This window comes from Halobacillus naozhouensis (assembly GCF_029714185.1).
Lineage (GTDB): Bacteria > Bacillota > Bacilli > Bacillales > Halobacillaceae > Halobacillus_A > Halobacillus_A naozhouensis.
This window is the reverse complement of the sequence record NZ_CP121671.1, coordinates 3,842,755-3,854,696: the sequence shown is the minus strand read 5'-3', so window position 1 is coordinate 3,854,696 and position 11,942 is coordinate 3,842,755. Positions and strand designations below refer to the sequence as shown.

Annotated in this window: 12 protein-coding genes; 9 read left to right on the top strand and 3 right to left on the bottom strand. The window is 41.6% G+C overall.

Translation table 11 applies throughout. From position 1 onward, the window contains the following. Positions 1 to 149: 149 nt before the first annotated feature. Complete coding sequence (locus P9989_RS19715) at positions 150 to 647, top strand: PTS sugar transporter subunit IIA (RefSeq protein WP_283076546.1); 498 nt, start codon at positions 150 to 152, stop codon at positions 645 to 647. Between the two features lie 182 nt (positions 648 to 829). Continuing rightward, positions 830 to 2,293 (top strand): glycoside hydrolase family 32 protein, encoded by a 1,464-nt coding sequence (locus tag P9989_RS19710; RefSeq protein WP_283076545.1) that lies wholly within the window; start codon positions 830 to 832, stop codon positions 2,291 to 2,293. An 84-nt stretch (positions 2,294 to 2,377) separates the two neighbouring features. On the opposite strand, the gene P9989_RS19705 is transcribed toward P9989_RS19710, so the two are convergent. Together P9989_RS19705 and P9989_RS19700 are read right to left on the bottom strand one after the other, a co-directional pair. Further along, positions 2,378 to 2,527: a sortase domain-containing protein gene (locus P9989_RS19705; protein ID WP_346274872.1), complete on the bottom strand. Its 150-nt coding sequence runs from the start codon at positions 2,525 to 2,527 to the stop codon at positions 2,378 to 2,380. Continuing rightward, positions 2,524 to 2,742, bottom strand: coding sequence for a hypothetical protein (locus tag P9989_RS19700; protein WP_283076544.1), 219 nt, complete (start codon positions 2,740 to 2,742; stop codon positions 2,524 to 2,526). The genes P9989_RS19705 and P9989_RS19700 overlap by 4 nt, the downstream gene beginning before the upstream one ends. Positions 2,743 to 2,971: 229 nt before the next feature. Here P9989_RS19700 and P9989_RS19695 point away from each other — a divergent pair, with 229 nt between their 5' ends. From P9989_RS19695 to cls, 3 genes are all read left to right on the top strand, one after another. Continuing rightward, positions 2,972 to 3,619: a TasA family protein gene (locus P9989_RS19695; protein WP_283076543.1), complete on the top strand. Its 648-nt coding sequence runs from the start codon at positions 2,972 to 2,974 to the stop codon at positions 3,617 to 3,619. 73 nt (positions 3,620 to 3,692) lie between these two features. Beyond that, positions 3,693 to 4,232, top strand: a complete 540-nt coding sequence (locus P9989_RS19690) for a transcription repressor NadR (RefSeq protein WP_283076542.1) — start codon at positions 3,693 to 3,695, stop codon at positions 4,230 to 4,232. A gap of 174 nt (positions 4,233 to 4,406) precedes the next feature. After that, positions 4,407 to 5,849 carry a cardiolipin synthase gene (cls, locus tag P9989_RS19685; RefSeq protein ID WP_283076541.1) on the top strand — a complete coding sequence of 481 codons (1,443 nt, stop codon included), beginning with the start codon at positions 4,407 to 4,409 and terminating at the stop codon, positions 5,847 to 5,849. A gap of 142 nt (positions 5,850 to 5,991) precedes the next feature. On the opposite strand, the gene P9989_RS19680 is transcribed toward cls, so the two are convergent. Continuing rightward, positions 5,992 to 7,140 carry a S1C family serine protease gene (locus P9989_RS19680; RefSeq protein WP_283076540.1) on the bottom strand — a complete coding sequence of 383 codons (1,149 nt, stop codon included), beginning with the start codon at positions 7,138 to 7,140 and terminating at the stop codon, positions 5,992 to 5,994. A 223-nt stretch (positions 7,141 to 7,363) separates the two neighbouring features. Here P9989_RS19680 and P9989_RS19675 point away from each other — a divergent pair, with 223 nt between their 5' ends. The 4 genes from P9989_RS19675 to P9989_RS19660 all read left to right on the top strand — a co-directional run bounded on the left by P9989_RS19675 (position 7,364) and on the right by P9989_RS19660 (position 11,899). Further along, entirely contained in the window at positions 7,364 to 8,056 is a 693-nt protein-coding gene (locus P9989_RS19675) for a response regulator transcription factor (RefSeq protein WP_283076539.1), read from the top strand. Beyond that, positions 8,053 to 9,408 (top strand): sensor histidine kinase, encoded by a 1,356-nt coding sequence (locus tag P9989_RS19670; protein WP_283076538.1) that lies wholly within the window; start codon positions 8,053 to 8,055, stop codon positions 9,406 to 9,408. The genes P9989_RS19675 and P9989_RS19670 overlap by 4 nt, the downstream gene beginning before the upstream one ends. Positions 9,409 to 9,456: 48 nt before the next feature. Further along, entirely contained in the window at positions 9,457 to 9,978 is a 522-nt protein-coding gene (locus tag P9989_RS19665; RefSeq protein ID WP_283076537.1) for an acyl-CoA thioesterase, read from the top strand. A gap of 505 nt (positions 9,979 to 10,483) precedes the next feature. Further along, complete coding sequence (locus P9989_RS19660) at positions 10,484 to 11,899, top strand: alanine/glycine:cation symporter family protein (RefSeq protein WP_283076536.1); 1,416 nt, start codon at positions 10,484 to 10,486, stop codon at positions 11,897 to 11,899. Positions 11,900 to 11,942 lie beyond the last annotated feature (43 nt).

The window sequence follows — 11,942 nt, the reverse complement described above, 5'->3', positions numbered from 1 at the left end:
TATCAGTTTGTCCTATCCTCCCTTTTTCATGTAAAAAGACATCATTCTATTTGGGCAGGCTGGTCCTCAATATACTCCGTCACGTTTACCGATCGAGATCAAGGGGAAAGTATAAGTAGCTTTGTTCAATATAGAAAGGTTTGATTAGCATGTTGAAAAAACTATTTGGTGGAAATAAAAGTACAGAGGACCAGTTTGTGGCTCCATTAACAGGGAAAGTGGTCTCCCTGGATGATGTACCAGACCCGGTTTTCAGTCAGCGGATGATGGGGGATGGGGTAGCCATTGAACCTGCAGATGGAAAAGTAGTCACTCCCGTAGCCGGAGAGGTTGTTCAAGTATTTCCCACGAAACACGCAGTGGGAATTAAAACGAAGTCTGGCGTAGAAGTACTTGTTCATATCGGACTTGAAACGGTCTCGATGGAAGGGGAAGGGTTCGAAGGCCATGTTGACGCTGGGGACCGCGTACAGCCGGGAGATCCTTTAATTACATTTGACATGGATCTTGTTAATAAAAAGGCCAAAAGTACCACGACGCCAGTTATTATTACAAATTTTGACGAAGTGATTGAACAGTTTGAGCCATCGTATCATGAAACTGCAACTGCTGGGGAAACGAGTATTATGACAGTAAAAACAAAATAAGTAGATGTATGAAGGTAGCCTAGGGGACTCCTAGGCTACCTTCAGTTCGGTAATAATACCGAAAAGCTTGTCATAATGGAAAAAATAATTTACCCTCAAAGTCATATTAGCTTAGGTCTGGCCACGAAAAGTGAGGAGCCCTTTTAAGGCTGCCCATTACTTATAAAGCTTGGAGGAATAGCATGAACGCTAAGGATAGAGAATTACGTAATAAAGCTGCAGCGACAGTAGAAGAGAATGAGGAGCGGGTCAATCAAGACCACTACAGGCTAAATTATCACCACATGCCGCCAGCCGGTTTACTTAGCGACCCTAATGGTTTAATTCAATGGAATGGTGTTTTTCATTTGTTTTATCAATGGATGCCCTTTCATACGGGGCACGGGGAGAAGTTTTGGGGACATTGTACCTCAAAGGACTTTGTGAATTGGGAACAACAGCCAATTGCATTGACACCTTCTAGTTGGTTCGATAAAGATGGCTGTTATTCCGGCAGTGCAGTGGTCCACGATGATAAAATGTATCTTTTTTATACGGGTAATGTAGTGAATGAACAGGGTGAAGGAGAAACATACCAATGTATGGCTGTTTCAGATGATGGCATTCATTTTGATAAAAAAGGGCCCGTCATCCATCTTCCCGAAGGATACACGTCTGATTTTCGGGATCCGAAAGTTTGGGAAAAAGAGGGTAGCTGGTACATGGTGATTGGGGCACAAAGTAAGAAACGCCATGGTAAGGCAGTCCTGTTTAGGTCTGAAGATTTAACACACTGGGAGTTGGTTGGGAACATAACTGGTTCCTACGAGCAAAAACTTGGGGAACTTGGCTACATGTGGGAATGCCCTGACTTTTTTGAATTAGAAGGACAAGGGGTATTGATCGTGTCTCCTCAAGGCTTGAAAGCTAATGGAATGGCCTACAATAATCGGTATCAGAGTGGTTACTTTACAGGAACTCTTGATTATAATCGAGGCGATTTCACGCACGCTGAGTTTAAAGAATTGGATCGCGGGTTTGAATTTTATGCCCCTCAAACAACGCTTGATGAAAAGGGGCGGCGTATTCTTTTCGGCTGGATGGGTGTTCCTGAACAATATGAAGAAGCGCATCCAACGATTGAGAACCGCTGGATCCATTGTTTAACCATTCCTCGAGAGCTGGAGTGGGAGGGAAATCAGATCGTGCAAAAGCCGTTGGAAGAGTTGAAGGAGATGCGGGAATCCGTCTTACTGCATTCTGATATTACTATTGAGAATGACCAGAAAGGGATACGCGGTGTGGGAGGAAACTCAGTGGAAATTCAACTCGAGTTTGAAAACATTGAAGAGCAGTTTGCTCTTGAATTGTTTCATTATGCTGCTTTTAGCTACCAGAAAAAAGATGGAATCCTGACATTATCCCGCCCCCATCTGGAAGATAAAAGTAAAACAGAATTTCGCAGGGTTAAACTCGATGGCGAACTAAGCCAGCTTCGACTCTTTATCGATCATTCGACACTTGAGGTTTTCGTCAATGGAGGAGAAGAGGTCTTTACATCACGGATTTTTCCACAGAAAGGGAATGACGCTGTTTTATTCACCTCGTTAGGTGCAAGCACCTTTTCAATCGAGCAATGGAAGCTAAGCGGCTACACGTATTCTTGATCATGCTATAGACGCAATAGTAATAAAGGTAATAACACCCACCTCAGATCATCCATATTCTGGATGACCTGAGGTGGGTGTTTTTTAGGCTTTTTTGGCGTAAATAATATAGCGTTTTGGGGCGTTTCCTATGAAACTGAAAGGGTAGCAGGTTGTGAGGACTAAGATTTCTTCTGGATAGGTGGAATGAATGACTGTTGTATCTTCCGCATCGACAATCTTTGCATGACTCATTTGATAGGTGTACGTTCCATCCACCATTTAAATTCAGATAATTCTTTAGCTAATGAAGGAGACTCAGTTACTTTATTAGGTAGCTTATTAACTAGTAGCTTCGCTTCTTTAAGTGCGTTTGACTGCGTCATTGATGATTGATATAGGGATTCTCCAGCATAAATGATTAAGGAAATCCCAGCCATTAGCAAGACTATGCCTAGTTTTTTAAACATAAGTGCACCCCCCTTTTTAAATTCATTATAAAGAACAGTTGTGCTCAGTTAAAGTTGTGAAATTTAATGTAAAATAGTGTTACGTTAAGAAAACAGCAGGATAGTGTTCTTTAAAACGAATATAAGCTGTTTTTTAGCTGTTTTATATTTTATTAGAAACTTATATAATAATCTAAAGTTCTTTATTGAGAACGAGAAAGTATAGAAGAAAGGAGGGTATAAGTAGCGAATGGAAAAATCATGGAAGATCTTCTGTGCTCTTTGTCTATCTTTTATCTGCCTAATTATTTTTTCAGATCGCGTGCAAGCTGCTGAAGAGGAAAAAGAGGTGAATATTGGGACTTCTCCAGAATCAGTTTTGTTTGAGGTGAGTAACTTAAAACCAGGAGACACGATGACAAGGCAAGTTGAGATCTCGAATTTAGGGGTCAGAGATTTTACTTATACAACAGTATCTAAACTTGCCGGAGGATCAGAAAAATTATTCCGGGCCTTACGGATACAGGTCACAGATCAAACGGGAATGCAATTATATGCTGGCTCATTAAAAGGACTATCTGAACTGGATAAGAGGTCTCTGAAAGTTTCCGAGGAAGATCGATTAACTCTTACCGTGGAGATGCCTTTTGAGTTAGGAAACGACTATCAGGGGTTAGCGGGAAGGTTTGAGATTAAATTTACCGCAGAAGGAGAGGATAGCATTGCAAGGTCACAAAACCCGGAGCCATCAGACCAGCCGCCTGTAGGTTATTCAGGTGTGGGACTTCCTGATACAGCCACATCGCTATATAATATCCTTCTGCTTGGTTTGGCCATGGTCCTGATGGGGACTGGTTTATATGTAGTGAATTATGTAAGAAATCATAGAGCAGACTAAGATTTCCCCTCTCTTCCAGTTGAGCAATTATGATAAACTGGAAGTAAGATATACGTACGAGGGAGTCGTTAACATGAGTGATTCTAAGCTGAAAGCAAAAGAACGCAGAGATTATATATTAACTTTATTAAAGGAACGGGACGAACCTCTTACAGGAAGTTCTATTGCCAAAGAAATGCACGTGACCAGGCAGGTGATTGTGGGAGACGTTTCTCTGTTGAAAGCTAGTGGTGAGCCCATTGTAGCAACGAGTCAAGGGTATGTTTACTTAACAAAAATGAATTCAGCTCCTAAGTTTAAACGAACAATTGTCTGTTGTCACTCCGCTGAACAAACCGAGGCAGAACTGACGATTATGGTGGATCATGGGGTGAAGATAGAGGATGTCGTTGTAGAGCATCCAGTTTATGGTGATCTAACGGCTCGTTTAAACATTTCAAATCGCCGCGATGTTCAGCGTTTTATAGATCAGGTCAATTCTACAAAAGCGTCGTTTTTACTTGAGTTAACAGATGGAATTCATACACATACTATCTCGGCAGATCAAATCGAAGCGTTAGATGAAGCAGAAAAGGAACTCGCTTCTAAGGGTATTTTATTGGAACTTAAATAAACGTACAAAAGAGGCTGACTCGTCTGGAGTTATGCCTCTTATTTTAGTTAGGGATCAAGATACGAAAAACATTACTTCCCATTAGCTTCCTTCCGCTTTTCTTGTTTAGGTCATATCCTGTAATGTGCTATAGTATATAAGCAATAGTGTTACTAAAAGGAAGGTGGGGATGAGGTGATTTTTCTCCCTTACGTATTAAGTGTAATCCTCATATTAAACGTGCTTTTGGCACTGGCTATTATCTTCCTTGAACGCCGGGATGCAAGCTCAACCTGGGCTTGGTTAATGGTTCTTCTCTTCATTCCAATTGCAGGCTTTTTTCTATATTTAATATTTGGACGGAAATTAAGTAAAAAAGAAATCTTTACCTGGGATAAGAAGAGCCGTTTAGGGCTTTTGACAGCAGTCCAGGACCAGCTCCGTTCCATTAAAGACCATACGTTAAAAGTTTACCATGAAGATATTGTTCCATATGAAGATTTAATCTATATGCAATTGAAAAATAATGACGCACTGCTTACACAAGACAATGAAGTGGAAATTTTTACTGATGGTCAGAAGAAATTTCATGCCTTACTTGAAGATCTTGAACAGGCACAAGAACACATCCATCTTCTTTACTACATTGTCCGTGATGACCAATTAGGACAGCGGCTGGCTGATGTCCTTGTTAGGAAAGCGGAACAAGGTGTAGAGGTGAAGCTGCTGTATGACGATATGGGCTCAAGAAAATTGAGGCGTAAATATATAAGAAGAATTGAAGAAGCAGGCGGAATGGTCGAGACCTTCTTTCCGCCGCTGATTCCTAAACTAAATATGAAAATTAACTATCGTAACCATCGCAAACTGGCTATCATTGATGGCAAAATTGGTTATATCGGCGGATTTAACATTGGAGACGAATACTTAGGGTATAGTAAGCGTTTTGGATACTGGCGTGATACCCATGTTCGTATTAAAGGCGGGGCTGTGAACAATATGCAGACCCGATTTATTTTAGACTGGAACCATGCCTCAAGGGATGATATTTTTTATGATGAACGCTATTTTCAAGCGGAAGCTGAGGGGGATGTTGGCGTCCAAATCATCTCAAGCGGCCCGGATTCAGACTGGGAACAGATTAAGAATGGATATATCAAAATGATTATGTCTGCAAAAGAATACGTTTATATCCAGACACCTTATTTCATTCCCGATGATAGTTTGCTGGATGCCATGAGAATTGCTGTCTTATCAGGTGTTGACGTGCGGATTATGATTCCTAATAAACCTGATCATCCCTTCGTTTATTGGGCAACGTATTCCAACATCGGAGAATTGTTAAAGGCGGGAGCAACTGTTTATATTTATCAAAAAGGCTTTCTACATGCGAAAACCCTTATTGTGGACGGCAATATCGCTTCAGTGGGTACAGCTAACATTGATGTACGCAGTTTCCGATTAAACTTTGAAGTGAATGCTTTTTTATACCATCCGAAGATTGCACACGTGTTAGCAGACCGATTTCATGAAGATATTACCGATTCAACTAAATTGACCTTTAAGTTATATAAGAATCGCTCAACATGGATTAAATTTAAAGAAGCGATAGCAAGACTGTTATCACCCATTCTCTAAATTATCTGGGGTCTGCAGTGGCAGGCTGAAAAACCGTATAGTTTTGAATTGAATAAGCGGTTTAACGTTTTTTAGCCAACATAAAAAAAGGACCTGTGCTTCTAGTCACAGGTCCTTTTTAGAGAGAGGTTAAATTTATATTTTATTGGGAGGAAAGTTCGAGTGAAACTTTCATCGGTTCACCATTTCGGTAAACGGTCAGTTCTACCTGTTCGCCAATCTTGGCTTCCTTATAAAGGTATTGGCGTAAACTCATGAGCGATTTTACTTTCTCGTCGTCAATTTTTGTAATCACGTCATACTTTTGTAGATTAGCATCAGCTGCAGGAGTCCCCTTTTCCACCCCGGCAACGATAACACCATACTGGACGCTGCCTGGCAGGTTCAATTCTCTTTCAAGAATGGGACTCGGAACTTCACTTACATCCTTCAGGGATATACCCATGTAAGGTCGCTGCACGCTTCCTTGAGTTTCCAGGTCTTTAATGACTGGCTTGACCACACTCATCGGAATAGCGAAGCCGATGCCTTCTACTTCTTTTTTAGCGATCTTCATAGAATTAATTCCTATGACTTCACCTTGAAGATTAACCAGTGCCCCACCGCTATTTCCTGGGTTAATAGCGGCATCGGTCTGAATCACCTCGGTTTGCCAGTCTGGCTGTTGGTCTCCGTTAATATCTACTGGAATATCACGGTTAAGACCACTGACAATTCCTTTAGTGACTGAACCAGCGAATTCCATGCCAAGCGGGTTACCGATTGCTATGGCTGTTTGGCCAACCTCTACGTCTTCGGATGACCCTAGTTCTGCAACCCCTTCGACATGTTCGCTATCTATTTGTAAAACGGCTAGGTCTGTTAGTGGGTCACTGCCTTTCAATTCGGCTTTAACTTTTGTACCATCACTTAAAATCACTTCAATTTCAGAAGCATTGGCTACTACGTGATGGTTGGTCACAATATAAGCTTGATCGCCGTCTTTCTTGTAAATGACCCCAGATCCAGTGCCGGCTTTTTGTAAACCGCGGGGACTTTCCTGAATATTGCTTACAGCTACAACAGACTCTTCTGTTTCATTGACGGCCTGTGTTACGGCTTCCTGAGTTTTACCTAGTTGTAACTCATCAGCTTGGGCAGTAGGTTTACTCGTATTGATGTTTATCGAGATCCCCTGCCATTGGAATACAGTTGTTATAAAAAACACTGCTATAATAGCTCCTAATACTCCATAAGCTAAACCGGATCGTTTATAGTGCTGTTTAGGTTTTTTGTTATTCTCATCATTCATATTTCTAATGGCCCCTTTCTTAGAAAAAATAAGAGAGAGTAGAGTATGGAATTACTGTAGCGATGAATTTAGATAACGAACTGATTCCCTCTTGCAATTTTTATTCTACGGATGAGTTATGGCATGACTTTGGAGTAAATGTGGAAAAAGTGTGTAAAAGAGGTTCTCTTCTTAAAAGTATGCGAAAATGTAGAAAAGCCTTGATCGTAAGGAGTGAAATAATATGGATCAAACAATTGGTTTAGTCGAAGATGATGCCAATATCCGTGACATTGTCACAGGCTATTTAGCGAAAGAGGGATTTAAAGTCAAGGCGCTTGAAACAGCGGAAACAGCCTGGGAGCTGTTTGAAGGAGAGCCGCCTGACTTATGGGTGCTTGATCTTATGCTTCCTGGTATGGATGGCTACGAATTTTGCAAAAAAGTACGGCAGACATCCGAGGTGCCGATTGTGATTATCTCAGCGAAAGATGAAGAAGTTGATAAAATAATAGGACTTGAATTAGGCGGCGATGACTATTTAACAAAACCCTTCAGCCCAAGGGAACTGGTAGCAAGAGTGAAGCGTCATTTAAAACGGTGGGAAGTGATGAAGCCGGAAAAGGAAGGATCCGCTGAACTTATACAAGCCGGAGAACTTACCTTAAACGATGCGGAGCGAAGTGCCTATTTCCAGGAGACGGAAATAGAGGTGACGACAAAGGAGTTTGAAATGTTAAAAATCCTCGCTGAACAGGAAAACCGTGCTTTTAGCAGAGAGGAACTGCTTGTTCAGGTTTGGGGCGATGATTACTTTGGCAGTGACCGGGCCGTCGATGATTTAGTGAAGCGTCTTCGAAAAAAAATGAAAGACCTCCCATTAGAAACGGTCTGGGGTCATGGCTATCGGCTCAGGTCGAACAGGAGTTCATCATGAAGCTCCTGTATCAGTTGAATGCTGCATTTACTGCGATTATTATTGTCATTATGTCGCTTACAGCTTTTTTTATCTATTCTTTGCTGATGGACTTGCTTGTGCAGGATGAATTGAGACAGCTGGAAGGCCGTGCTGAAGTGCTAAAAAATATTGCAAATGAGCAGAATCCTTCAGAGAGAGTGGCTCAACTATCGAAATTCATTCAGGACAGTAATTTTCCTATGTTATTATTCGATCGTTACGGTGAAGAAGTTTTATTCAGTACACTTCCAGCTGAAACGGCCAAAACGTGGGTTGAAAACTATGACGGTGAGCTCATTGAGGAAGAAGTGTGGGAAAGCCATCGGGGTGAAAGCTATGTAGTATATGACTTAGGTTTTGAGCCTAGCAGTAGCGGTATGATCTTAGTGATTGCGACTCCATTTGATGACCTGCAAGTTGTACAAGCTATTTTTGCAGGGCGAATGATCGGTGTCTTCTTTATAGGGTTGATGCTTGCCATTATTATGGGTTACTTTTTAACAAAAAAACTCGTTACTCCGCTTACGCGATTGAAGCAGGAAGTAAAGAAAATTGAAAAGCGGCAGTTTTCTCAAGTTCAGACAGTAAAAGCGAGTGGAGAGATAAAAGAGGTAGAACAAAGTGTCCGGCAAATGGCTTATGAACTGGAACGTTATATTACCTCACAAAAACAGTTTTTCCAAAATGCTTCCCATGAACTAAAAACCCCGTTGATGGCTATTCAAGGGTACGCAGAAGGGATTCGTGATGGTGTTTTTGAAAAGGAGGCAGCCGAAAAAGGGCTTACGGTCGTTGTTAGTGAGACAGAACGGTTGAAGAAGATTGTCAATGAGATGATTTTGTTAGCCAAGCTTGATAGCAATGAGGATGTGTACCACGCAGAAGAAACGAATGTGATCGATGTCATCAATCAGGCAAAGGATCGTCTAGTCCCTCTTGCCAGGGAAAGGGATATCGAATTACGTCTTGAAGCAGATGGTACCTTTCACACGTTTGTGGACAGGGAGCGTATCCTTCAGGCCTTCATTAATATGATTGGAAATGGTGTCCGTCATGCCAATCATGAAGTGATCCTTCGTTCCTATATTGAGGGGGATGTACTGCGGGTTCTTGTAACTGATGATGGAGACGGCATACCAGAAGAGCTTCTGCCACACTTATTTGAACGGTTTATTAAAGGGAAACAAGGGGAAACAGGTCTTGGGTTGGCGATTTCACGTGCAATTGTTCAACGCAGTGGTGGGACCATCCAGGCCTATAATAATGAGAGTCAAAACGGGGCAACCTTTGAAATGAAATTAACGAAAAGGATGTCATCAGATGAAAAGTGATATAATAGGTGAAGGGAACGATTCCAGAAAAGAAAGAGAGGGATGACAATGGAAGCTAAACCTTGCATTGATTCATTAGCCGTAAAGAATTCACACGTACTCCCGCCAGATACAAATAGTCATGGGACGTTATTTGGAGGGAAGTTGATGGCCTATATTGATGATGTGGCAGCAATTGCCTCTGTAAGGCATTGCCGCCAGCCGGTTGTTACGGCCTCTACTGATTCAGTAGATTTCCTGCAGCCCGTATTTGAAGGCGATACGATTTGTCTAGAAGCTTTTGTAACGTGGACTCACAACACCTCAATGGAAGTGTTCGTTAAAGCCATTACGGAAAATTTACTTACGGGTGAAAGAAAAGTATGTACAACAGCGTTTCTTTCCATGGTAGCTGTTGATGAACATAACAAGCCGACTCCGGTTCCACCGGTCTATCCGGAATCGAAGGAAGAAAAATGGCTCCATGAAGGTGCAGGTAAACGCCGTGAACAGCGTAATTTGAGGAGAAAAGAATCCAAGGAACTTGCTGAAATGTTCGGAACAGGGCTACCGTGGAAGTCGGACGAATAGACAGGAATAAAAAATAAATGTATAACGTAACCCTGATGAATGAATACCTTTGTTTTTCTCTACAAGCATTTTTGTGCGTACTTACGAACGCCTGAGCCTCTTAGGTATATTCAACACGGAATTCTAAGATAAAAGCTACTCCTCTCTTAGTTAGAACTAAGAGAGGAGTAGCTTTTTTAGTTCATTTTTCAGTTTCTTCTTGTTTGAAACAAAAGGCTGTTTTATAAATGATTGTAGTTTTTTAATAGAAAGCCAAGCTGATTTTGAAAAAATCAATAAAAATATAAGCCGTCGAGACACGTTTCTTTACAGTTTGTGAAAGCTATGATGAGTTTTATTTTTAAAATTCAATCGCATATTCCTATTTTAAGTTCGTACGATTATTGGTAAAGTAAATATTGGTCGTCTTATCTGTTTCTAATTTACTTGGTAGGTTTCACTCAGATTTTATTAGGGAAAGATTCCTAATGTAAATTTTTTCAAAAAAATTTGGAGGTGGAGGGAAATGGAAGAAATAATATCCACGCTAAATGGCTGGATGTGGGGATACATTCTTGTTGCAGCACTTTTAGGGCTTGGTCTTTATTTTACTATTCGTCTGAATTTTGCCCAATTTCGTTATATCCCTGAAATGTTCCGCGTTTTATTTGATAAGCGGGCGATATCAGCTGACGGAAAGAAAGGTACATCCCCATTCCAGGCATTTACCATCAGTACAGCATCCCGTGTAGGAACAGGGAACTTAGCGGGTGTAGCCGCGGCAATATCCGTTGGTGGTCCTGGAGCCGTATTCTGGATGTGGATGGTGGCGATCCTTGGCGGTGCTTCGAGTTTTATCGAGAGTACCCTGGCTCAGATATATAAAATACCTGATAAAGATCAATACCGGGGTGGCCCAGCCTATTATATGGAAAAAGGGCTTAACAACCGAATGCTGGGAATCATCTTTGCCATAACAATTACGTTTACATACGGCCTAGTGTTTAGCTCTGTACAATCTAATACGATCAGGCTGGCATTTGAACGATCTTTTGATATAGAGCGATGGACGATGGGCATTATCCTAACTATTCTTACTGCTCTCATTATTTTCGGCGGTCTGAAACGGATTGCTCAAGTGACCCAGGTTGTTATCCCGATCATGGCGATTTTCTATATTATCCTGGCAGGATATGTGCTAATCGTAAATCTGCCACAGCTTCCTGAAATGATTGGGATGATTTTTCAAGGGGCTTTTGGTTTTAGAGAAATAGCCGGCGGAACCTTTGGCGGGATGATCTTAGTCGGAGTTAAACGTGGTTTATTCTCCAACGAAGCCGGAATGGGTAGTGCACCGAACGCAGCTGCAACCTCAGAGGTATCACACCCAGTCAAACAGGGCTTAATCCAAACCCTTGGCGTTTTCACCGATACTCTCTTGATCTGCAGTGCAACAGCTGTCATCATCCTGTTCTCAGGGGAGTACGTGACTACGGATCTCGATGGTGTCCAGTTGACACAATTAGCCTTTGAAACACAGTTGGGACGATGGGCAGCGATCTTTATTGCTGTTGCCATTTTCTTATTTGCCTTTAGTTCTATCATTGGGAACTACTATTATGGAGAAACCAATATTGAGTTCATTAAGGAAAGTACAACCGGCATGTTCATTTACCGCCTGGCTGTGCTGGCAATGGTATTATTCGGAGCTGTAGCCGAATTTGGTCTCGTTTGGTCACTGGCTGATTTGACAATGGGAATTATGGCATTGATCAACCTCTATGCGATTTTCAGGTTGTCTAAAGTAGCTTATGCTGCATTGAAAGACTACAGTAGACAGAGGAAGGAAGGAAAAGACCCTGTCTTTTACCAGGATCATTTACCTGGCGTCAAAGGGATGGAATATTGGCGCAGAGATCAATCAAATGAAAAAGAACAGTAAGCTTTTTATGGATCGATCGAGCCCCAAGTACTTTTGAAACGTA

Excerpts from the sequence above, each read along its gene's own strand:
- P9989_RS19715 (WP_283076546.1), top strand. The coding sequence starts at position 150 with ATGTTGAAAAAACTATTTGGTGGAAATAAAAGTACAGAGGACCAGTTT.
- P9989_RS19710 (WP_283076545.1), top strand. The coding sequence starts at position 830 with ATGAACGCTAAGGATAGAGAATTACGTAATAAAGCTGCAGCGACAGTA.
- P9989_RS19705 (WP_346274872.1), bottom strand. The coding sequence starts at position 2,527 with ATGAGTCATGCAAAGATTGTCGATGCGGAAGATACAACAGTCATTCAT.
- P9989_RS19700 (WP_283076544.1), bottom strand. The coding sequence starts at position 2,742 with ATGTTTAAAAAACTAGGCATAGTCTTGCTAATGGCTGGGATTTCCTTA.
- P9989_RS19695 (WP_283076543.1), top strand. The coding sequence starts at position 2,972 with ATGGAAAAATCATGGAAGATCTTCTGTGCTCTTTGTCTATCTTTTATC.
- P9989_RS19690 (WP_283076542.1), top strand. The coding sequence starts at position 3,693 with ATGAGTGATTCTAAGCTGAAAGCAAAAGAACGCAGAGATTATATATTA.
- P9989_RS19680 (WP_283076540.1), bottom strand. The coding sequence starts at position 7,140 with ATGAATGATGAGAATAACAAAAAACCTAAACAGCACTATAAACGATCC.
- P9989_RS19675 (WP_283076539.1), top strand. The coding sequence starts at position 7,364 with ATGGATCAAACAATTGGTTTAGTCGAAGATGATGCCAATATCCGTGAC.
- P9989_RS19670 (WP_283076538.1), top strand. The coding sequence starts at position 8,053 with ATGAAGCTCCTGTATCAGTTGAATGCTGCATTTACTGCGATTATTATT.
- P9989_RS19665 (WP_283076537.1), top strand. The coding sequence starts at position 9,457 with ATGGAAGCTAAACCTTGCATTGATTCATTAGCCGTAAAGAATTCACAC.
- P9989_RS19660 (WP_283076536.1), top strand. The coding sequence starts at position 10,484 with ATGGAAGAAATAATATCCACGCTAAATGGCTGGATGTGGGGATACATT.